This is a genomic window from Euryarchaeota archaeon (assembly GCA_016207515.1).
Lineage (GTDB): Archaea > Thermoplasmatota > SW-10-69-26 > JACQPN01 > JACQPN01 > JACQPN01.
In genome coordinates this window covers 94,706-118,034 of sequence record JACQPN010000025.1, presented here as the reverse complement: position 1 = coordinate 118,034, position 23,329 = coordinate 94,706, and the positions used below count along the sequence as shown (strand labels likewise).

Below are 23,329 nucleotides of genomic sequence, written 5' to 3'. Positions count from 1 at the left end.
GCGGCCGCCCGCATGTTCCCACGGTTCAGGAGTCGGCACCTTCGCGGGCCGCGGCGTCCGAGCGACGTAGTTCCTTGATGCGCTCGGCCCCGTCCACGGTCTTGATGATGCTTGCGACCGCGCTCGGCACGAGAGCCTCCCAGGCCGTGCCAATGCGGATAGCGTCGCGCACTGATGTGCCGCTGTACTTCTCGCGTTCGACGAACGGGGCCGGACGCACCTCGTGGCCGCTTTCCGAGAATAGGCGCGTTGCGAGCGGATTGTTGCTGAAGAAGACCTGGAAAGGCGGGACGAATGAGCGGACCTGGGCCACCCACATGCTGTTCCGGTTCACGTCAGGTATCGGGACGATGTGATAGTTGTGGACACCCGCCGCATCGAGCGCCGCTGCGATCATGTGGAAACGCTCGCCCGCCGTGAAGGGGTTCTTGAAGGTGTGGCTTTCCTGGGCGCTTCCGATGCCTATCACGACCTCGTCGAAGTCCTTCGCGATGTCGGCGATGACCTTCAGGTGCCCGTTGTGGAACGGTTGGAAACGGCCGATGAAAAGGGCGCGCCTCACGGGTTCCGTCTTCCCCTTGTCCTTCGCAGGGCCCTTCGACACGCCCGTTGAACGGTCGCAAGGCTATTCAAGCCGTCGCCCCAGCGCCCCGGGCCGGGGAAGCGAAGCGGTCGAGATGGTCGAACGGTCGTCTGGCGATGCGGCGCGACTCCTCCAAAGGGCGGCAAAAAACCTAATCCATGTTGCGCCCTAGAAGCGTGTGGACCTACGGTCAAAAGCGAAGACGCTTCCTCGCACACCCGGCGTCTACCTCTTCAAGGACGCCGCCGGCGAAGTGCTCTACGTCGGAAAATCGGGTTCGCTCCGGGATCGGGTCTCCTCATACTTCTCCACGGACCTCGACTTGAGAAAGGCCGAGATGGTGTCGCGCTCGGTCGACATCGAGGTCGTCCTCGCTCCCACGGAGAAGGAAGCTTTGATCCTGGAATCGAACTTCATCAAGCGGTTCCAACCACCGTTCAACATCCGTTTGGCAGATGACACGCGTTACCCGTTCATCAGATTGTCCGCGGACGACTTTCCCCGCATCGACATGGTGCGCGAGGTCGCGGCGAAGGGGAGTTTCTACGGGCCCTATCCGAGCGCCGGCGCCGCGCGCGAGACGTTGAAAGTCGCCCGCGAGGTGTTCGGCATACGCGATTGTCGCGAGTTCGTCAAAGGCGGTTGCCTCAACCACCAGATCGGCACCTGCCTCGGGCCATGCATCGACGCCGTCGACCGGGCACAGTACATGGACGCCGTCGACGCGGCGAAGCGCTTCCTTGCCGGCCACGACGACGAAGTGAAGGCGCGCCTCAAGGCGGAGATGCAGGCCGCCTCGGACAAGCAGGAATTCGAGCGCGCAGCGCGCCTAAGAGACCGCCTCGCCTCGATGCACAAGACGATGGAGCGGCAGGCGATGCTCGTTGCAAAGGCCGATGACGCGGACGGGGTCGCCCTCGCGGCCCAAGGCGGTCTGGGTGTAGCCGTGATCGTGATGTCACGCGCCGGACGCGTGGCATCGCAAGCGGAGTTTCACCTACGGTCCACGGGCACGAACGAGGAGGCCCTCGGCGAGTTCATGACCCGCTACTACGGCGAGATGCCGAACCTTCCGAAGGCGATCTACGCGCCGCCGGGCGTCGAAGGCCTCGAAGCGATCTCGGAGCTCTTGAGCGAGAAGCGCGCCTCCCGCGTGGTGGTCTCGAGCCCCGTTCGCGGCCGGGGGATGCGGCTCGTCAAGCTCGCGCGACTCAACGCGGAATTCAAGCTCGGGCAGTACGTGGCGCGTAGAGGCGAAGCGGGCTTCGATGAGGAGTCGCAGGAACTAGGGGCCTTGCTTGGCCTGGCTGATGCGCCCACTCGGATCGAATGCTTCGACATCTCGCACCTTGGCGGGACGGGCGTCGTCGCCAGCATGGTCGCATTTGAGAAGGGGAGACCCGACAAGAAGAACTACCGCCGGTTCAAGCTCTCGCGGGAGGCAAACGACGACTACGCCGCTATGCGGGAGGTCGTCTACCGTCGCTACCGGCGGCTTCGGGAAAGTGCGTCGGAGCTTCCGCACCTCATCATTGTCGACGGCGGCCGCGGCCAACTTGCGAAGGCGATCGAGGCGGTGCACGAAGCCGGCGTTTTCGACGTGCCGTTGATCGCGCTCGCCAAGGGGGAGGAGAGCGTTTTCAAGGAGGATGTATCGCTGCCGCTCGACACCACGAGGTCGCCGCATGCGCTCCTTCTCCTTCGCCGTATACGCGACGAGGCGCACCGGTTCGCGATCACCTACCAAAGGGTGAAACGGCGATCCATATCGGGGGAGTCGCTTCTCGCCGGGATACCGGGTCTCGGGCCTGCGAGGAGACGCGCGCTCTTGATGCATTATGCCAGCCTGGACGAAATCCGGGAGTCCTCCGTCGAGGAACTGTCCAACGTACCGGGGATATCGCCCGCCATCGCAAGGCGCGTCTTGGAAGAGCTTTCGAGGCCAAGATAGGATCTGGCCCGTCCCGTGGAAAGCGCGCCTTGACGTGACCTGTCATTACTCTTGCTTCCGCAGACATAAATACGCGTAACTTGGTAGTACAGATGGTCAGTACCTTGCCGACGGAAAAAGGCGGACTCGAGGGCATCGTTGTCGGGAAGACATCCCTGTCATCCATCGATGGGGTGCGTGGCATCCTCACTTATCGCGGGTACGACATCGGGGAGTTGGCCACGAACGCGACGTTCGAAGAGGTCGCGTACCTCCTTTGGTATGGCCTCCTCCCGAAGGCGTCGCATCTTGTGGACCTCGAAAAAAGACTCGTCGCTGAACGTGAACTTCGACCCGAGATCCTTGACACGTTGAAACTCATGGCCCATCGGACGGCGCCCATGGAAGTGCTGCGGACAGGTGTCTCGCTTCTTGGCGCTTTCGACCCTGATGTTGGAAGCAACGCGCCGGAAGCGAACATCCGAAAGGCCATACGGCTCACGGCGAAGCTTCCAACGATGGTCGCCGCGTACTCGCGCCTACGGGCCGGCAAGGAACCCGTCGCCCCGAACCCCGTTCTTTCGCACGCCGCGAACTTCATCTACATGCTCCAAGGCACCGACCCCGACGCGGAGATCAAACGCGATTTCGACGTCTGCCTCACGCTACACGCGGACCACGGGTTCAACGCTTCCACGTTCGCGGCGCGCGTCACGGCCTCGACGCTCGCCGACATGCACTCGGCCGTGACTTCCGCCGTCGGCACTTTGAAGGGGCCGCTCCACGGTGGGGCCAACACCGAGGTGATGCACCTACTCGAGGAGATAGGTGACGTGTCGCGCGTGCATGAGGTGGTGAACGGCAAACTACAACGGAAGGAGAAAGTGCCGGGGTTCGGTCATCGCATCTACAAGACGCTGGATCCGCGGGCGGTGCATCTCAAGGACATCAGCGAGAGGCTCGGGAAAAGATCCGGGAACCTGAAATGGTACGAGATGTCCACCAAGATCCAGGCCATCATGAAGCAGCAGAAGTCGCTTGATGCGAACGTGGATTTCTACAGCGCATCCGCGTACCACTACATGGGCATAGAGGCCGACCTCTTCACACCGATATTCGCATTGGCGAGGATCGTGGGCTGGACGGCGCACGTGATGGAGCAGCACAAGGACAATCGGCTTATCCGGCCTGAATCGGAGTACACGGGTCCAAAGGAACAGAAGTGGGTGCCGATGGAAATGCGATGATTAGGGCGTACTGAAGGGCGTACCGCGCTTTTTCCGGACGCGCTCCCGAAAACCTTATGTTCCATGACGCTACATGACTGTACATGACCTCGACGATCTCCATTCCTGAGGCGGTGCGGGACCGTCTCAAAACGTACGGTCACGCTGGAATGACCTATCCGGAAATCCTCACCGCGCTCATGGATCGAGTCCAGCGGGACGATTTCGTCGAACAACTCCGCAAGCAGTATGCGTCGACCCCGCGCCGCCAGTACGTGGATTTGGAAGACCTGTGAAGGTCATCCTCGATCCCGTCCACGCTGCCCCGGTTTTCCGAAGCTTATCGCCCGATGTGAAACGACGCCTCAAGAAGGCGCTACGGGGGCTCGCCGAGGATCCGAGTGGAATCTCGAACGCTCTCGACGTGAAGCGGCTCGACGCGGATCCGGCCCAACCGATGTACCGCCTGCGGGTCGGCGAGTGGCGGATCGCTTTCACCCTTGACCGTGATGTGGTCGTCCTAAGGATCTTCCACCGGAAAGACGGTTACGGTTGGCTCGCAGACATGCCGTGATGTCGGACGGCCAGGTCGATCTCCGCTTGCAAGACAGGGTCGAGCCGCGCGTCCACGCGGAATCTAGCCAAGTGCCGGATCAGCCGTCGACGGAATGACGCGTTCGGGCTCCACCGCCACGCCCTTGGCGACAAGGTGGACCTTGAAAATCTCGCCCATCGCACCCGGCACGACAAGATTCTTGATCGCCAGATCAGCTATCATCTCGTCGTCGCTGCGTCCGGGGCGGGCGAAAGTGTCGAGTATCCCCAACCTCGTGAGATAATCCCGTTGGGTCCCGTAGAAGAGTTGCCGTAATCCCAACTCCTCTGCAAGGTTGCGTAGGCTGGTGAAATCCACCATCGTCGTGAGGTCCTGTTCGCCGATGTTCGCAAAGACGTCGTTCGAGACGCGGTGGTCCTTGTAGGCGACGAGCGAGCCCGCCATGCGCGCCGTCGAGTAGAGTTCCTTCGCCTCGTGGCCGTAGTCGATGGTGAGCACGAACCCTGAGTCGAGGGCCGCGTTCACCTTGGTGAGCCATGCGAGCGCATTGAGGTTGAGGTCCGCGCGCTGTCCCTCGACGAGTTTCACGCCGAGTTCGTCGAGATACTTCGCCAGGGTCGGAGTGGATGGTTCGAGGAGCCGCTCCTCGAACTTGTCCGCATCGTCATCGTAGTCGACGTGCACTTCGAGCAGCTCTCCGCCGCTCATCTCGACGCGATGCACGGGGAAGGCGTCCACGAGTTCATTCGAGAAAAAGCATCCACGTACAGATCGTAATTCGCCGGGGTCGGAAAACCGCCGGACCGTCCCAGCCGGCAAGTCAAGTGGTGCCAGTGTTTTCGCCTGCACCGCGGCCATCGCGTCGCTCACCTCGACGATATGGTAGCGGAGATCTGCAAGGAACTCCGGTCGCTCCTTCGCGAGTGCCGTGATCACGTCCCGCGCGAGAACGCCCCGGCCGGCGCCCATCTCCACGAGCGTGAAGCGGCCACGCCCGCATGCTTCCCACATCAGCGCGAACTGGCGCGCTAGCGTGCGTCCGAACGCCGGGCCCAAGGACGACGACGTATAGTAATCGCCATCAGCGCCGATTTTCTCACGCGGTGTCGAATAGTAACCCCATTGGGGGTGGTAGAGGCAGAACTCCATGAACCGGGAGAAAGGCATGGGGCCGTCCCATGTGCAGAGTTTGCGCAGCAGGTTCCCTAGGCGCGTGAGGTGCGGTCGGTCGGATTTCAGACGGCGTTCTGGGCATTTCGTCACGGTCTGTAATGGCGAGGCCGTCAAAAAGTGGAAGGGCCGCCCAAGCTCTGGAAACTGGGGCTGAAACATCTCGAATCGCGGGGTCCTAGCTCAAGACGCCCAAACTCTTATCTGTTATGGGGTTCATAACAACTATGAATGTTAGTAAAGACCAAACAAATAGGGGAAACACCGGTCCTTGTGGTGGGCTCATCCCCTGATCCTCCTTCTCCTCCACGGTGGGCCCTAGATGCCTATTTTCGCCTGTCGCCTCCAGGAAAGCTCGATCTTGCCACTATCGAGGACGTGCTTGGCACGGGGACAAGAGCGCGCCAATTCGCGCACGTCGGGGTCCGCGCGCGACTCCTAGTACGCATTGCGCAAGGTGCCTATTACGCCGTCGACCCGAGTGTTGCCATCCGCGCCTGGTCTCTCTCACCTTATTGGGGCGAGCTCTTGACGCTCAACGCGGCCCTTTCCGCCTTAAAGATCCGGCACGCCTTCGCATGTCTTCCGACACTAGCCCTCACGTCGTACGTCCCTTATCGCGCTTGGCCCGTCTTTTCCCATAAGGGCGCGGCTACTGCTCCAAAAATCGACGCGTTCCAATGCGATGCTTATCGCAGCGAGAAGCGTTTTCTATCGGTGCTTGGCGAAAAGTTCTCCATCCCCTCCACGATCACCGAAGACGCGGCGCTGCTATTCGCCGCGACCGGCCTTCCGCGAGAGGTCGCCGCCGCACAAGAGATCCTCAAGGGAACGCGCATCGATGCGGCGACCGCGCGTCATTTCAATTACTTCAACATCCGCACCGATCCAAAGGTCTTTGAGGCCACAGACCCGCAGATCGTTCTCCCTGGCTTCCTCGCCAAAAGGCGCCAAGCTTTGGGCGATGAATTGATCAAGGAGAGTGCAGGGCCATGAGCGGCGGTCTCGTCTCTGATGACGAACAGCGGGAAGTATTGCGATTGCTTGCCCGCGAATTTCACACGGACGGCCTCCACCTCCTCGTCCTCGGAAGCACCGCCCGACTTTTCAAGACCGGGCACCACGGCGCGACAAAGGACATGGATCTCCACCCGTTCCCTGTCGGCGACGTGGAAAATTATCTTGCCGTCATCGAACGGGTGGCGGCGGCGCTCCACGGGCACTACAGGATCGAACCCGACGGCGCGAGCATATCGCTTTACGTGCCGACACCCAATGGAGACGTCCCGGTGGAACTCATCGAGGGTCGGGAGGACTTCATCTCGCCCGAGGTACTCAAAGACGCGGTCATGACGGCGGGGAAGGCCGACGACATCTACGTCCCATCCTGGGAGCACCTCGTTGCCATGAAGGCGGAGGCGATGTTTGATCGTGTCGGTGCGCAAAAGGCAAGGTTCAGCGAAGACCTGCTGCAGATGGCGAAGACTCTGTCGGCTTCGGGTGAAATGCTCGGTCGGGGCGAAGTTAATCGCATCGTCGCCCTGCGTCCCGAGCGCAAACGGGACGCGATGCGGTTGGCACTCGAAAGGATATTCGCTTTGAACATGAAACCCTGAGGCTTGACCCTGGGATCGTCCAGCGTGCCACTCAGCATGGCCACAGGAGAGGCCCGGACACGACAGACGGAACGAGAGGCGATAACGCCAATTACCCGACCTCGGACCAACGAAACTCTGGACGTCGCTTTGACAAGAGCCACGTAGCGGTAGCCGTGGATCTCGGTAGACGCGAAAAAAAGGCATGGGCGATCCAGCCGACCCGTATCGGGCCGTCCCACGTGCAGAGCTTTCGGAGGAGGTTCCCGAGCCGGGTGAGATGGAGGCGATCCGGTTTCAGCCTTCGGGGACATTTAAGCATTGCCAGATTTTCCCCAGGAATCCGCACCTAAGGGCTCGTCAGGAAATAAACGATTTATTTCGCCATTCGGCCATGGGGTCTGATTGCGTAGTTCCAGTCGCCGTGAAACGGGTCGGGGCGCAAGTCGACCTGAGCCATTTCTTCGTCGGAGACTTCGCGACCCTTGGGATACGTACCCTTGTCCAATTCGGCTCGGACCCGCAGTCCGGTGCGGGTCTGGGTGGCTCCGATGAGGCTTACGATCACGGCGAGACTGACCAGGGGCCGGCCGCGCCAGTTCTGGGTGATGGAGCTGAAGAGTCGGTGCTCGATCTTGTTCCACTTGCTCGTGCCGGGTGGAAAGTGGCTGACGTGGATCGTGAGTCCCGTCCGGTCAGCCAATCGTTGGAGCTCCCACTTCCATAGGCGCGATCGGCTACTGTTGCTTCCGCCGGCGTCGGCCGTGATCAAAAGCGACTTTGCCTTTGGGTAGGCGGAGCGGCCCATCTTCTGCCACCACCGCCGGATGGTCCGCACGGCGAAGGAGGCCGTGTCGTGATCGACGCCCACGCTAACCCATCCCGCGTTTCGCGTGAGGTCGTACACGCCGTACGGGACGGCCTTCCCCTTTTCCTCGATGAGAAAGTCGTGGACGCGCACGCGTTCCGGCATTCCTTCGGGTCGCCACTCCTTGCCGGCGTTCTTGAAGGGACCCACGAGTTCCTTCTTCTTCGTGTCGACGCTGACCACGGGTTGTCCCGCGCGTTGTTGGCGCAGCACGCTCGCGTTGATGTGTTCGAATTGGGCGTTGCGGTCGAGGTGCCGGCTGCCCTCCTTCGTCTTCTGGTTGCCCTGGAGGCTGTACCCCGCCTCGGCCAGGAGTTCCGCCACCACAGGGTAGCTCACCTTGTGCCCCTGCTTTTGGAGTTCCTCGGCCAAGGTGCGAACGCTCTTGAGGGTCCAGCGAACCGGGGACTCCGGGTCTCCCCGAGTGCTGGGTTCCACGAGGCGTTCCAAATCGGGCTGGAGTCTGGGGTCCTTCTCCACGAGCCGTTTGCGTCCACCGCCGGGCCTGCGGATCCGGGACGTGTCCTTGGGTGACGATTCGAGTTCCTTGATACCTCGCTCGATGGTGCTGCGGGCCGTCCCCGTGGCTCGATGCACGGACGCGATCCCACCGCGGCCCAACGCTTGGGCCTCTGCGGCAAACACGAGCCTCCGGCTCCGCTCGTCCAGCGCCGGGCCAAGTGCTGCGAGCTTCCGCTTCAGGGCTTGTGCATCCAACGAACACGGATGGCACCAGCCCCTAATTAAAGCACTTATTTGCTAACGAGCCCTAATCAACTATGAGATGGCTGGGCCGCGAGGATAGTTGTCATCCCAGTCGCTGACCAGTACAAAGAAATCGGCTTCCGCCAACTTCACAATGCTACACGGTTTCCATGGAGGAAAGGTATAAGAATTGGCATTGCCCTGCCCATTCGGAGAGGCGGAAATCGTTTGCACGCACGGCCACGGCTCTGGAGATTCATTTGTGTGTTTTTTTTGGTCCTCTTGGTGACAGGGCCCCCGCCAGACAGCCTGGTGGACGTTTACCCGCCACGAACCCCTTCGGATTTGTTGGCCACTGGCTCCTGGCCTGACGAGCCTACCGCGAGATCCGCGGAGGTCCACGATACGGCATCCGTGCCTGCGACGTCCGATGGGGCTGTTTTTGGAAAGGTAGTCGGACCCTTTAGCGAGTCGCCTCCTGAAGAACGTCCGAAAGACGTGGAGCGCCCCGAGAAAGCGGGCGCTGGTTCGCGGATTCCGGCGCCGAACACAGTCGACGATCACGGCGATGGCGTCGCAGGGACCTCCGCGCCCAAGATGAGCATGGTCCGCAACCATGCCTTCACGGATGGGTCCCTATGGATCGAAGAGCTTCAACTGGCGGTCGGTCACCGGGGGGATATCGACAACAACGGAATCGAGGATGTGCTCGACCATATGGTGGCCGAGGTGCCATCAGACATGGAATTGCCTGTCATAGTCCTGTTTGCGAATTCGGAAGCGTTTGAGACTTCCGTCGTCCCTCTTGAACGGGCAGGCGCAAAGCTCTTGAAGCGCTTCGAATCCGTGGCCGCTTTTTCCGTTTCCCTCCCGGCTGGGGCGATCCAGGAAGTTGCTACCATCCCGGGCGTGGCACGGGTCTACCACGACGCCATCCTTCGTGCCTCACTCGCCAGCTCCGCGCCATCCATCGCGGGCCCTCAGGCGCGCGCGATGTATGCCGTCAATGGGTCAGGAGTGGGAATAGCGATTTTGGACACGGGAATCGATTCCTCCCATTGTAGCGTGGACGATTTCGATGACAATCGCACGACCGCGGACCCCAAGATTTCAGCGTTTTTCGATGCCGTTAACGGTCGTCACCTCACGGCCTACGACGATCATGGCCACGGGACACACGTCGCCGGCATCGCCGCCGGAACGGGATGCGGGGGACCAAATATCGGCATGGCTCCTGGCGCTCGCCTAATTGGAATAAAGGTACTTGACAGCGCGGGAATGGGCACTGAGTCGTGGATAATTGGTGGCATCGACTGGGCAATCGGAAACCGTACGGTCATGGGCATTCATGTCCTCTCTGCCAGCTTGGGCGCGAACGTCAATGGCGATGGGACGTCACCTATGGAGCTCGCCGCTACTCGGGCGTCGGAAGCAGGTATCGTCACAGTTTTCGCGGCCGGGAATAATGGTCCAAACGCCCACACGGTCGGCATCCCTGGAAGCGCGCGGGACATCATAACGGTCGGTGCCGTCGACAACTCCGCGAATGTGGCCTCCTTCTCCAGCCGCGGTCCTACCGCGGATGGACGACTGAAGCCAGAAATCTCAGCTCCCGGCGTTGGAGTAAGTTCCGCTGACGCAGGCACGACCACTGGATTCGTCCGGATGAGCGGGACCAGTATGGCCACACCTCACGTGGCAGGCCTCATTGCGTTAATGATTCAGCGCGCAAACCTAAGCTTTCAACCGAGCTCGGTGCTCGCTACGCTTCAGGCAACCTCTGTCGACCGGGGTATCGTGGGAGCCGACAACAACTACGGGGCAGGCGTCGTTGAATCCCTTGGAGCCGTTGGCGGTTACCGCCTGGTCTCCGACGACCTGGCGGTTCAAACGATATCCGTTACCCCGACCAGCGGCCTTTTCCTGCCTTCATCGCCCGCGGTAGTATCCGTTCAAGTGCGAAATCTTGGTAGCCGAAACCAGTCCGGTGTCGTGGTGAGCACGCGTGTTAATTCTACGGTGGTAAACGAATCTACGCCACGTGATCTTACCGCCGGCGCAAGCACTCTGGTGAACTTCACATGGGTCCTCCCCGAGACAGGCAGCCCGCTGATTCTCGCGGCGGAGGTTTTGGCGGTGCCGGGGGAGACGGACACGAGCAACAATTTCCGGAATACCACCATACTCCTTGGATGTGAAATGGGCTTGGATGGGGCAGGTTACACATGTGGAATCGCCGCCTTCGAGTGGCGCAACCTAACGGCGGGAACGACGGTCGCTCTCGGGGACGACTCGGTCTCGTCGGCCATTACTTTGCCATTTTTGTTTCCATGGTACGGATTGTCAAATCCTTATGTGTATATAGGAAGCAATGGGCTGGTATGCTTTGTCCCGACTAGTTGTGCCGGTTACAATCCCACGCCGATCCCAAGTTCGTCGGCCCCCAACGACCTCATCGCTTGCTTCTGGGAAGACCTTGACCCGGGAAGCGCCGGAACGGTTCGTTACGCGACGGTCGGTACGGCGCCGTCGCGAGTGTTCGTTGTCGAATTCTCGGGTGTTCCCCATTTCTTCCGCGGCGGGTCAAACAGTTTTCAAATCCATTTGGCAGAGGATGGAACCGCGACTTGCATGTATTCGACGGTGGCTTCGGACATGGATGGGATCGCAACCGCCGCCGGATCCGAAAATGGAAACGGCGTAGTGGGTCTTAGGTTGGCCTATCGCGAGTTCTCGGCGACCTCGGTGGGTGTGTCTTTTGTTCCGCCGGCGCCGTCGGCGCCGGACGCACCAAGTCTCCGCGCCCTCAGCGGGCCCCGCGCCGGTCAAATCACAATTGCTTGGGACCAACCAACGCGAACCGGTGGCCGACCAATAGAGAATTACACAATCTACATGGGAAATGCGAGCGGAAACACAAACCTTATGGCGACCGTCGCTGGCACAGCCTCGTCGCATACGGTCACGGGTGTCGCCCAGGGGCAGTCACGTTTCTTCCGCGTGGCGGCGGTCAATTCCGCCGGCGAGGGAATTCTCAGCGGCGAGACGAATTCTACGCCGCCCACGACGCCCACGGCGTGTGAATTTGCCGGACGGGACGCCGGCGGGTATGAATGCAGACTCGCGGTCGTTCAGCCGGCCAATATGTCCGGTGCCACGTCCCTCATAATGGGAGACGACGAGGTATCGCTGCCAATCGACCTCGGGTTCAACATATCCTGGTATGGGCGGACGCGATGGAATGTCAGTATAGGGAGCAACGGCCTCGTCTGCTTCACGCCTACGGGCTGCTGGATCTGGTACCCGTCGACGCCTCCATCTTCGTCGGTCCCCAACGATTTCGCGGCATGCTACTGGGAGGACCTAGACCCCCGATACGGGGGGAACATTTCATATGTGCGTGTGGGCTCGCAGCCCAACCGCAAATTCGTGGTCGAATACCGAGACATACCCCACTACATGTCGAATTTCACTAATACGTTCCAGATTCAGATTGGAGAGGACGGCGAGGTCCGTTGCATACTCATAGATGTATCGACCGATAGCGACGGCAGATTGGTGGCCGCGGCAACGGAAAACTTGAATGGGACCGTTGGAGTACGCTTGGCTTTTTCGGAATTCGCAGCGGAGGGCCTAGGGTTTAGTTTCACGCCGTCCGTGACGCCGGCCCTGCCATCGCCACCTTCATCGCCCATTGCGTACGCGGGCCCGCAAGCGGATCAGATTACGCTTTTCTGGCGCGCCTCAGATGACGGAGGCGCACCCGTCACCGCCTTCCGCGTGTATGGAGGGAACTCGAGCGGGACACTCGCGCTTATCGGGCAGGCGCCCGGGACGGCGTACTCGTTCGTCGACACGGGGTTTTTGACGCGCACAACACGCTATTATAGAGTAACGGCCCTGAACGGGGTTGGCGAGGGCCTAAGGAGCGTCGAAGCTTCTGCGACGTCACTCGGCCCTCCACCTTTCTGTGAGATCGTGGGTCCGGACGCGAGCGGATACGCATGTGCGCTTGTGCCGTTCGATTGGAAAATCATTTCTGGTGGCACGCGGGTGTCGCTTGGAGATGACGACACGAGTGCCCCTATCCAGTTGCCATTCAATTTCAATTGGTACGGGACTCCAAGGAGTAGGGTCATCATATCCAGCAATGGCCTATTGTGTCTCGGAAGCGCGTCAGGGTGCGCATCCTTCACACCGCCGGCACCTCCATCCCCTGCGACGCCAAACGACTACGTGGCCTGCTTGTGGGAAGATTTGCACCCAGGCGTGGCGGGCGTCATTCAGTACGAGACAATCGGGTCCGAGCCAAATCGGGTTTTCGTCGCCGAGTATGACGGCGTTCCCCATTACTACAATGGTCCCAGGGTAACGTTCCAAATCCAGTTGTGGGAGCAAGGCGACGCCAAGTGCATGCTAAAAAATGCACCGACGGACGGCGATGGTGCGCGGACCGCGGTTGGGACTGAGAACGACAGTGGTCTGGCCGGCTTGCGCTACACCTACTCGGAATTCGCGGCCACCAACATGGGTGTGCGATTCGCTTCGCAAACGAGTTCGCAAATTCCCGTCTTTACCGCTACGCTGAACGTAACTACTGGATTATTTTCCGACTCGGCAACGATTGGCGCGCAGGCGAATGCGACTGATGGCTTCGATGCCTTCTGGGATCGACCGGAACCCCCCATGCCGCCCGGAGAGCACGTGCAGTTGTATCTGTCGAATTCGCCAGCACAGGAGGCGGACCTTCGACGATTGGACCAGAACGTGAAAGGCACGACATCCCCCCTTAACTGGACGCTCGTATTACACTATATGTCTAGTCCGAATCGAGTTAATGTCACGTGGACGTCCGGCAACTTCGATGAGTTGCCATCGGGAATGAGTGTCACCCTCGTTACACCCGAGGGTCGAGTCGACATGCGAACGCAGGGTGTTGCCAGCTTCGATATCGGTGCCGAGGGTGACCACAACCTTTCCATAATCATCGCTAGCACCACAACGATGGTTGTTCCCGTTCACCGAGGTTGGAATCTGTTTTCACTCCCTGTAGAAGTAGAGGACGGCAGTCCGACGGCACTTTTCGGTGCCGGACAAGCGGTTGCTTATCGCTGGAACGCGGCGGGCAGGCGTTATGAGCAGGCCTCAAGGCTTGAACCGGGCGCGGCATATTGGGTCTTTGCGTACAATGGCATCAACGTTTCCGTTGTTGGCCAGCCGGTTTCGCTGTTAACCTCGAATCTTGGGCGCGGTTGGAATCTCATGGGGGCAACGTCGGCTAGCATCGAGGTCGCCGCGATTTCAACGGTCCCTCCGAACTGCCTCTTGACAAGCTCCGTGTACGCCTGGGAGAACCCTCAAAGGACGTACCGTAGCACTACCACGATCGATGCGGGAAGGGGGTACTGGGTTTACGCACTCCAAGATTGCTCGGCCTTACAGAGACGGTGACAGGATCCGCTCAACATGAGGAACGGCGGAGGGATTGAGTTTGGTGGCGCCCCTCCCCGCAGTTTTCCAATGTGGGGGATGCCGCGTACGCCCGACGCGGGGCGAAGACGTGGGGCGCGTTTCGCATGAAGGTGTTACAACGTAGTCGCATTGAGTGGATTCATCCGAGCTTTTTTTCCGAAGGGCCTCAACCCAAACAAATAAGTAAGGGAATTCTTCTCGTTATTTCCAGCGGGAGCGGCCGTAGCGGCCGTGCCCACGCACTACAGCGAGGTTGAACGCATGGTAAGGAAAGTAGGTAAAATTCCGTCGCTAAGCGTCGTGGTTGCTATAGTGGTTTCGGGCGTTGCCGTGCTCCCGCCCGCCTTGGCCTCGCATGGATCCGATTGGCTCGTTTCCATCTCGTTTAGTGGGCCAAACTCCGTTTCTGACGACTCTACAATAGGCGTTTCGGACAACGCCACCAATGGTTTTGATTCAGCCTTTGATATCCCGGAGGCGCCTACGCCCCCGGGGCCCCCATATGCGCAGCTCTACCTAAGCTATCCGATGGACCCAACGCCTGAGTTTCGAAAACTCGATAGGTCGGTCATTCCGCCGGCGGCCACAATCGTTTGGAACTTGACATTGAGCTACGCCGCGGACGCGGGAGTTGGTTCACTCAACTGGACTGCGGTTTCTGTCGAGACCATTCCGCTTGGCCTGTCGGTTCGGCTCACGGGTGCCGGAGTCGACGTCGATATGCGAACCGCGACGGTGGCAGCATTGAACCTCGCGGACGGAAACGGTTCACCGGTGATCATGTCATTCCAGATTACGATTTCCAGCGGCGCTGCAGCCCCTCCTCCAACCTCGAACAAACTCGCGAACGGTGGCTTCGAGAACGGCACGGGGATTGACGCCGACAACTGGACCCTTTATTGGACGGTCGACGAGCCCGTCGAGCGCATCAACACTACGCCGCAGGCCGGTCTATTCGCGCTTCAGATTACGAGCAATTCGAATGGTTCCTTCGTGCAGGCGAACCAATCCCTCAACGCGACGGAGAACGGCACTGGCATCCTCAATTTGAACGCGGATGTGAAAAAAGTCTCCGGTAACCAGACGTCCGCCGGCATTGGGTTCCAAGTCGAGTTCGAGCTTGTCGGAAATGGATCCTATTTCTTGGACGTGGGCTTCGCGTCGCCGGCGGTCGGACCATACCAGCATTTCGCTTTCGACGTCCGGGTGCCACCGGGGTCGACACGGCTTGTCGATTTCAGCATCGATACCACGGGGCGGGGTGTCTGGCAAGTGGACAATCTGACGCTCATCAATCTCCCCCCAACGCAATGTTCGGACGGCGTTGACAACGACTTCAACAACCTGTCCGATTTTCCCGACGATCCGGGATGCACCGGGGTCCACGATCAGAGCGAGTCGGGATTCGTCAGTGGCGGGCCAGCAATCTGTAGCAATGGTCAAGATGATGACTTTGACGGTTTCATAGACCTCTCGGATCCCGGCTGCGACGGACCGGACGACCAAAGCGAGTTCAATGATTTCGTCGGTGGTGGATTCCACAACATCACGGGCCACGTTCTCTTCGAGGTGCAACCTGGATCGTCCTCTGGCGTCTGCGTAGCGGCGTTCGCGAGTTTCGACGATCCACAGCCGGCCGGCATGTACATGACCGGCCCGCCGGCGAGCGGCAACGTGACTGTCACGAACATGAGCCCCTCCGGGAGCTTCTTCGATGTGTTCTACACGTTGAGCTCCGTCGCTGACGGTTCCTACAACGTCGTCGCGTTCGCCGATAACACCACGGGCCCCACGTCAACCTGCGACGAACCGCAGAATGGACAGCCATTCGGCTTCCACGGCGGGTTCCCGCCGGCGATGGTCGGCCTCTTCGGCTCCGACCGGTCGAACGTGAACATCATTATCCTGGCCAACGACACGTTCAGCCAGGGCGAGTTCGGCGGCCCGTCGGGCGAGTTCGGGTTCTCCGTCTGTAACGACGGTATCGACAACGACAACGATGGCATGATCGACAACCAGGACCCGGATTGTTCGGGCGGCGGTCCCGGCGGCCCGGGTGGCCCGGGCGGAGTCTGTCTCGTCGGTTCCGGCGGAGCGACGCTCCAAGGGTTCGTCTTGAGCGAGTTCGGCGACCCCGCCACGTTCCAGGGACTCGGCATCAAGAACACGACGAGCGGCAGTTTTGTCGCTGGCAACCAAACGAACGAGACCGGGTTCTACCAGTGCTCGGTGAACGCCGGCCCGTTCACGGTCGAGATGGGAACGCCTGACTTCGGTTACGGCAGCAACAGCGTGACGGTGACGGGCAGCGATGTGGTTAACAGGACCGTCGTCTGGGCGAACATCACGCTATCCTTCAACAACCGGCCGCAGTTCCAAGGCCCGACCACTTTCTACGGGGGCACGATCAACGGCACGATCCGTTTCAACAACGGCACGAACATCACGGGTGCTCGAATCAGCGTGTTCCCGCATTTCGAGGAGACGGGACCCGGCGGCGGTGAAGCTCCGCCTCCCCAAGACCCGAACTCGATCTTCAACCAGTTCGGTTACGCCGAGACCGCTTCGCCGTACTCGATAACGCGGCTTGCGAACGGCAGTTACGACATGTTCATCGAGGCGCCGGGTGTCGGGTCCGCGTTCATCCCGAACCAGGAGAACAACATCACGTTCACGAACGTGAACCAGAACAGCGTGAGCCTCATCTACTTCAATTACACGTTCTCGCCGCCGGGTAGCATCAGCGGCCGCGTGACGCAGACGAACGGCAGCGGTGTCGCAGGCGCCAACATCAATGCCTTCGGCCAGTCCGGCGGCGGCTTCACGCAGACGGATGCGACGGGCAACTACACGTTGAACATCGCGCCAGGCACCTATGGAATGCAAGTCGAGCCTCCGTTCGGTTCGCCGCTCGAACGTGCAAGCCTGTTCTTCGACTTCTTCTCGGGGACCGGCGGCGTGACCGTCACCCAGGGAAACACGACGATCCAGAACTTCACGCTGGGTGTCGGCGCCTCGATCGGCGGCCGCGTCGTGGACGGTAGCGGGAACCCGATTGCGTTCGCGAACGTGAATGTGTTCAGTGATTGTTTCGGGCCCGGGCCGTGCGACTTCCGTTACAACTTCGGACAGTCGAACGCCACGGGTGTTTTCAACCTCACGGGGACGACGCCGGGCTCGTACCGTTACCGTGTCGAGCCGCCCTTCGGAACGGGCTTCTCCACGAACGAATCGTCATCTTCCATAGCCGTCACGGCTGGGAACCACACGAACCTCGGGGACATCGTTCTCCGCACGGGCGGTTCGATGACTGGTTGCGTTCGTGACGACAATGGCGCACCGCTTTCGAACCTCTTCATCAACGTGTTCCCCTTCATCGAAGGCCCTGGTGGGTTCTTCGGTGGCGGTGGTTTCGGTCAGACGAACAGCACGGGCTGTTTCCTTGTTCGCGGCCTCGTCGCGGGCAACTATTCGGTGGAAGTGAATCCGCCGTTCGGTAGCGACCTTAGGCGGTTCCGCCAAGATCGTGTGCAGCTCAACGACAGTGAGGCGAAGGAACTTGGCAACATCACGCTCTCGACGGGTGGGGCGATCCAGGGCTTCATCTTCACTGGAGCGGGTGCGCCGGTCTCGCGTGCGTTCGTGAACGCGTTCAAGATCCAATTCGGGCCCCCGGGTGCGAACCAGGACTTCAGTGGAAGCTTCGGCTTCGCCCAGTCGGACGCGAACGGGTTCTACCGCATCGGTGGACTCTCGAACGGTAGTTTCGGCATGTTCGTGGATCCGCCCTTCGGGTCCGGCCTCTCCAGCGCCCAGGTGGATCCCTTCGGGACTGGGGAGTCCATCCTGGTTGCATCGACGGCGTGGCGTAATTTCACGTTGGACAGTGGTGGAATACTCACCGGTCGCGTGACTGATGGCACGAGTGCGGTCCAGAACGCGTGGGTGAACGTGTTCAGTTTCGAGGGCGGTTGGGGTGGGGCCCCGACGGGTCCGGACGGTCGTTTCACGATCGATGGGCTGCGTTCGGCGAATTACCAATTGAACGTGTTCCCGCCTTTCGGGTCGTCCTTGACGAGCGCTCAGCGCAACAACATCAATGTGACCGCCGGTTCTACGACGGACATCGGTTTCGTGAACCTTTCCGCCGGTATCACGATAAGCGGGAAGATCAACAAGACCGACGGCACCAACGTCTCGAACGCGTTCATCAATGCGTGGGAGATAGGTAGCTTCGGCTTCTTCGGCGCGTTCGGGTTCGCGCAGTCGAACTTTGAGGGTGATTACACGATCCGTGGCTTGAACGCCGGGACGTACAACCTCCGTGTGGAGGCTCCGTTCGGTTCCGGTCTTTCGAGTGTCGAGGCGCAGAACGTCGTCTTGAACGAGAGCATCGTGCGGAACTTCACATTGGGCGCGGGTGGCTCGATTTCGGGCCAGGTGTTCAAGGCGGACACCGGCGATGGGATGAACTTCGCCAATGTGTGGGTCTATTCGCCGACCACGAATTCGGGCGGCGGTGGACAAACGAACATCACTGGTCATTTCAACGTGAGCGGGCTCGCTCCGGCGAACGACTATGGTCTCTTCGTCGACCCTGGCTTCTTCAACAGCGCGTACCAATCGACGAACATCGTGCCGATCAACGTTACGTCGGGCAACACGACGACGGGATTGATCACGCAGTTCTCTGGAGCTGTTGCGAATCTCTCGAACATCAGCCTTGGGCGCGGTGGCGAGATCTTCGGTCGCGTCATCGATTCGAGCGGTAATGGCGTCAGTTTCGCGTTCGTTAACGCTTTCGTCGAGGGCGGAAGCTTCGGTTGGACGATGACGGGTGGCGACGGTCGCTTCACGGTCCGCGGTCTATCCGACCCCGGCTCGTCGCCTTACCACCTTAGGATCGACCCGCCGCAGGGAAGCGTATTCGTCCCGACGAGTGTCGACGTCTCGTGGGCCGCGAGCGGTTCCACGGATGCCGGGAACATCACGCTCTCCGGTGGAAAGACCGTGACGGGCTACGTGTTCCAAAGCGATGGGACGACGCCGATATCGGGCGCGAACGTGAACATCTGGTCTCCGGCCCTCTTTGGGGCCGGCGGGTCGACGACCACGAACGCGACCGGGTTCTACAACTTGAGCGGATTGCCCGCATCCACGTTCGACGTGAACGTCGACCCAGGATCGGGTCAGCCGCCGCGTTTCTTCGGAGCGGCGTTGGTCGTGAACGCGACGGGTGATTGCGTGTTCAGTGGGACGAGCAAGCCCGGTTGCGCCGACGTGAACGTCGTGCTCCAATCGCCGGGGAATGTACGCTTCCGCGTCACGGATGGGGCGAGCAATCAGCCGAACGTGTACGTGAACCTGTGGGACGATTCCACGGGCTTCGGTCGGCTCCAGTACACGAATTCGACGGGAAACACCTCGTTCACGGACCTTCCGCCTGGTAACTACAGCTACCAGATCCTGCTTCCGGGTTGTATCCCCGTGCTTCAGGTGGATAATCTGCCTATCGCGGCTGGCGACAACGGCGAGGTGCTTGTCACCCTCTCGGCGTCGACCCCATGGTACGTCCGCGGCAACCTAACGGGCGCGAACGTGAGCGGGATAAGCGTGCTCATCATCCGGAATGCGACGGCAAGTAACGCGACCGGTCTCGGGTCGTTCAGTTATTCGAACTTCACGGTGACGAACACGACCGGGTTCTTCCAGTTCGGTTTGAACACTAGCAGGGACGTGCCCGAGGGTGTCTACGAGCTTCGCTTCCTGAATTCCACGGGAAGTCAGATCGGGAACAGTACCATGACGGTGGTCCAGGCTTCGTCGAACTACGCCGGCAGCGCCCCGACCACGTCGCGAGAGGCGTTGAGCCTCGCAAGCGGCGGTGGAGACATCGAATTGAGTGTTGCGAGGGTCTAACGGGGGCTTGTAGAATGAGGGAAAACATCATGGAGGAAAGGGTCGGATCAATAGTACGTGCGACGTTCGTGGCGCTTCTCGCCTGTCTCGTCGTTTCAAGTGTAGCGAGCGCCCATAACGGAGGCCCCACCGCGAATGCCGGAGCCGACCAGGAGATAGTGGCGGGTGCCTCGGCGTCGTTCTCCGCGTCGGGGAGCAACGCCTCGAGCGGTCACAACCTGATCCTCTACTCGTGGAACTTCGGCGACTCCGGTAGCGGTTCCAATTCGGGCACCGGTCAATCGGTGACGCACGCATACACGACCGAGGGGACGTACACCGTCTCTCTCACGGTCACCGACGACGAATCGCCGGCGAACACGGCCACCGACACGGCCACGGTGACGGTGCGCGCGAACGACACGGTCGCGCCGACGATCAACCACACGCAGCCCTCGACGACGCCCACGGCCGGGTCCGCCATCAACATCACATCAAACGTCACGGACAATGTGGCGGTCTCCGCGGTGACGTTGTTCTACAAGAACACCACTGGATCGTCGTACGTCAACACGACCATGACGCGGGTCGGGACGAGCGCGGTGTATTACGCGAGCATCCCGGGCACGGTCACCACGGCGAACGTGAACTACTACATCCAGGCGGTCGACACAAAGCCTGGAACGCCTAACTCGGCGCTCCTACCCGCGGGCGCCCCGTCGACGAACTTCACGATCAATGTGAGTGACAGTCAGGCACCGACGGTGACGCACACGGCGACCACGTCGGGGACCGCTAGCACGGCAGTGAACCTCACCGCCGACGTGACGGACAACCTCAACGTCTCGATCGTACAGATCAAGTACCGCGTTGGCACGAGCGGCACGTTCACGACCGTGAACATGTCGCGCGGAACCGGCACCAACTGGACCGGGCAGATCCCGGCTTCGGCGGTCACAAGTTCGGGCGTACAGTATTGGATCAAGGGCCAAGACGCGTCGCAGAACAATGGCACTGCCCCGAGCGGTGCCGACGAAGTCGGTTCCGCCGTCTACACCATCGGCGTCTCGTCCGCGCTTGCGCCTACCGTCACCCACACGAACCTCACCTCCGCGACGGCGGGCACTGATTCGACTGTCACCGCGGTGGTTGCCGGTAACGGCGGTCGCGGCATCACGAACGTGTCCCTGTTCTACAAGACGGGCAATTCTAGCACGTGGGTGCTTGCGCCTTCCTCGGCGTTCAATAACCTCTCGGTCGCCACGACCTATACTGGGGCGCTCAACGGCTCATGGATCGACGACAAGGGCATCTATTACTACATCAACGCGACGGACAGTTCGAACGAGACCGCGAGCAAGCCATCGGCGGGAAGGGCGGACCCGTACTTCGTCCCCGCGCCCCCCGGAACACCCGCCAGTCTCGCGACGACTCGCACCGGTTACACCACGATGAGTCTCACATGGACGGCTCCCACGACCACGACGAACAACACGGTCAGCTATTACAAAGTCTACAGGCGCGGTTCGACGTCCACCGGCACGGCGGCAGCGCTGTCGACCGGAACGACCGTCACGTCGGCAAGTTACACCGATACGGGCCTCACCAACGGCACGGCGTACCTTTACAACGTGTCGGCCGTCGACGCCTTCGGAAACGAAGGAGCGCTGACCACAGAGGTGTTGGGAAAAGCGACTCCGGGATCTCCCAGTGGACTCGTGGCCTACCGTAACGGAACGGCGACGATGAACCTCGTGTGGACTGCGCCCTCGACGACCTCCAACAACGCCGCCGCGTATTACAAAGTCTACCGCAAACCGGCCAATACGACGGAGACGCTCACGGCCCTGTCCACCGGGACTAGTGTCACGACGACGAGCTACAGCGACACGACGGTAGTGGACGGGACCGCGTACAATTACACGGTTGCCGCCGTGGACGCGTCCGGCAACGAAGGAAGCCAATCCACCGAGAGGTTGGGCGGGGCGACCTTTGTCGCGGCCTCAACGACGACCGGCTCCAGCGGGGACAGCGGCTCGACGGGATGCACATCGACGGCGTTCCCGTCTTTCGGCACGTTGACGCCTAGCGACGGCGCCACGGTCACGAACACGGCGCGGCCGACGATCTCGGCGGCCTACACCGGCAACGGCGCCCTCACCACGACGCAGCTGAAGCTCGATGGGACCGCGCAAACCTCGGGGCCGTCGTTCGGGACGAGTTCCGTGAGTTTCACGCCGGCCGCGAACCTCACCAACGGTTCGCACACGATCAACGTGACCATCGCGAACTGCTTCGGGTCCCGCTCCACCGGTTGGACGTTCACGGTCAGCGTGACGACCACGGCCGCCGACACGACGCTCCCGGTCATCGCCGGTGTGACGCCGACGGACGGGTCGACCGTCACGGACGCGACGCCGACGATCGGCGCGGATTACTCCGACAACGTAGGGATCGACGTTGCCGTCGTCTCCCTCAAGCTCGACGGTTCCGCGGTCTCCGCGACGGCTGGCGCCACGTCCGTCGCGTTCACGCCGACGGTCGCCCTTTCGGATGGTTCGCACGCCGTTAGCCTCACTGTGAAGGACGCGGCAGGTAACGCGGCGACCAAGAATTGGACGTTCATCGTCAATACGGTGCCGGCGGCGGACACGACCAAGCCGGCCTTTGGAAACGCCAGCCCCGCCGATGGATCGACCGTGGAGACGAACAAGCCGGAGATCGCCATCACGTACTCCGACAACGTCGGCGTGGTCGCATCATCCGTCACCTTGACGCTTGACGGGACACGAGTTACCTCGGGCGTTACCACGACTGCAAACGGCCTGAGTTTCACGCCCTCGACGGCGCTGGCGAACGGTTCGCACGCCGTCGTTGTAAGCGTGGCCGATGCCGCCGGTAACACTGCGACCGAATCCTGGTCGTTCACGGTGACGCTACCCGACACGGAGAGCCCGAAGATCGTCTCGCTCGTCGCTCCCGCGGCCGGCTCCAAGGTGAAAGGCACGATCGCCATCAGCGCCATAGTGACCGACAATGTCAGGGTCACCAAGGTGGAGTTCTTCGTCGACGGCGAAAAGGTCAACCTCGAAGTCGATCCGCCCTACGACTTCAGCATCGATACGACGGACTTCAAGGATGGCACGCACACCATCAAGGCGATCGCTTACGACGCGGCGGGGAACACCGTCGCAAGGGAAGTCACCGTGACGATCGAGAACGGCGCGGCGAAGCCCGCCTCGAAGCCCCTCATCCCGGGCCCTGGTGTGGCACTGGCCCTGTTGGCCATCGCCGGCGCGGTGGCGCTGCGGCGCCGCAAGTAGGGT

The 23,329-nt window shown here is 60.9% G+C and carries 12 protein-coding genes; 9 read left to right on the top strand and 3 right to left on the bottom strand.

Annotated elements, in window-relative coordinates:
* Positions 1–25: 25 nt before the first annotated feature.
* On the bottom strand, positions 26–562 hold the full coding sequence (locus tag HY556_11240; protein ID MBI4394348.1) for a nicotinamide-nucleotide adenylyltransferase: 537 nt from the start codon (positions 560–562) through the stop codon (positions 26–28).
* Between the two features lie 199 nt (positions 563–761).
* Here HY556_11240 and uvrC point away from each other — a divergent pair, with 199 nt between their 5' ends.
* From uvrC to HY556_11220, 4 genes are all read left to right on the top strand, one after another.
* Complete coding sequence (uvrC, locus tag HY556_11235) at positions 762–2,534, top strand: excinuclease ABC subunit UvrC (GenBank protein MBI4394347.1); 1,773 nt, start codon at positions 762–764, stop codon at positions 2,532–2,534.
* A 92-nt stretch (positions 2,535–2,626) separates the two neighbouring features.
* A complete protein-coding gene (locus HY556_11230; GenBank protein ID MBI4394346.1) occupies positions 2,627–3,760 on the top strand; it encodes a citrate synthase in 1,134 nt (377 codons plus the stop codon).
* A gap of 83 nt (positions 3,761–3,843) precedes the next feature.
* Complete coding sequence (locus HY556_11225; GenBank protein ID MBI4394345.1) at positions 3,844–4,035, top strand: hypothetical protein; 192 nt, start codon at positions 3,844–3,846, stop codon at positions 4,033–4,035.
* 56 nt (positions 4,036–4,091) lie between these two features.
* Positions 4,092–4,313 (top strand): type II toxin-antitoxin system RelE/ParE family toxin, encoded by a 222-nt coding sequence (locus HY556_11220; GenBank protein ID MBI4394344.1) that lies wholly within the window; start codon positions 4,092–4,094, stop codon positions 4,311–4,313.
* Between the two features lie 63 nt (positions 4,314–4,376).
* On the opposite strand, the gene HY556_11215 is transcribed toward HY556_11220, so the two are convergent.
* Complete coding sequence (locus HY556_11215; protein MBI4394343.1) at positions 4,377–5,558, bottom strand: SAM-dependent methyltransferase; 1,182 nt, start codon at positions 5,556–5,558, stop codon at positions 4,377–4,379.
* Between the two features lie 138 nt (positions 5,559–5,696).
* On the opposite strand from HY556_11215, the gene HY556_11210 reads away from it, so the two are divergent.
* Both HY556_11210 and HY556_11205 read left to right on the top strand, forming a co-directional pair.
* Positions 5,697–6,461, top strand: a complete 765-nt coding sequence (locus HY556_11210; GenBank protein ID MBI4394342.1) for a hypothetical protein — start codon at positions 5,697–5,699, stop codon at positions 6,459–6,461.
* The gene (locus HY556_11205) at positions 6,458–7,081 is read left to right on the top strand and encodes a nucleotidyltransferase (GenBank protein MBI4394341.1); all 624 of its coding nucleotides are present in this window, start codon (positions 6,458–6,460) and stop codon (positions 7,079–7,081) included. Before HY556_11210 ends, HY556_11205 begins: the two co-directional genes overlap by 4 nt.
* A 355-nt stretch (positions 7,082–7,436) precedes the next feature.
* Here the strand turns inward: HY556_11205 and HY556_11200 are convergent, their stop codons facing one another.
* Positions 7,437–8,645 carry an ISAzo13 family transposase gene (locus HY556_11200; protein ID MBI4394340.1) on the bottom strand — a complete coding sequence of 403 codons (1,209 nt, stop codon included), beginning with the start codon at positions 8,643–8,645 and terminating at the stop codon, positions 7,437–7,439.
* Positions 8,646–9,131: 486 nt separating this feature from the next.
* Between HY556_11200 and HY556_11195 the strand changes: the two genes are divergently transcribed.
* From HY556_11195 to HY556_11185, 3 genes are all read left to right on the top strand, one after another.
* Positions 9,132–14,084: a S8 family serine peptidase gene (locus HY556_11195; GenBank protein MBI4394339.1), complete on the top strand. Its 4,953-nt coding sequence runs from the start codon at positions 9,132–9,134 to the stop codon at positions 14,082–14,084.
* A 549-nt stretch (positions 14,085–14,633) separates the two neighbouring features.
* On the top strand, positions 14,634–20,024 hold the full coding sequence (locus HY556_11190) for a carboxypeptidase regulatory-like domain-containing protein (GenBank protein ID MBI4394338.1): 5,391 nt from the start codon (positions 14,634–14,636) through the stop codon (positions 20,022–20,024).
* Between the two features lie 14 nt (positions 20,025–20,038).
* Complete coding sequence (locus HY556_11185; GenBank protein ID MBI4394337.1) at positions 20,039–23,326, top strand: Ig-like domain-containing protein; 3,288 nt, start codon at positions 20,039–20,041, stop codon at positions 23,324–23,326.
* Positions 23,327–23,329: the final 3 nt, after the last annotated feature.

Excerpts from the sequence above, each read along its gene's own strand:
- HY556_11230 (MBI4394346.1), top strand. The coding sequence starts at position 2,627 with ATGGTCAGTACCTTGCCGACGGAAAAAGGCGGACTCGAGGGCATCGTT.
- HY556_11225 (MBI4394345.1), top strand. The coding sequence starts at position 3,844 with ATGACCTCGACGATCTCCATTCCTGAGGCGGTGCGGGACCGTCTCAAA.
- HY556_11210 (MBI4394342.1), top strand. The coding sequence starts at position 5,697 with ATGTTAGTAAAGACCAAACAAATAGGGGAAACACCGGTCCTTGTGGTG.
- HY556_11205 (MBI4394341.1), top strand. The coding sequence starts at position 6,458 with ATGAGCGGCGGTCTCGTCTCTGATGACGAACAGCGGGAAGTATTGCGA.
- HY556_11190 (MBI4394338.1), top strand. The coding sequence starts at position 14,634 with ATGGACCCAACGCCTGAGTTTCGAAAACTCGATAGGTCGGTCATTCCG.
- HY556_11185 (MBI4394337.1), top strand. The coding sequence starts at position 20,039 with ATGAGGGAAAACATCATGGAGGAAAGGGTCGGATCAATAGTACGTGCG.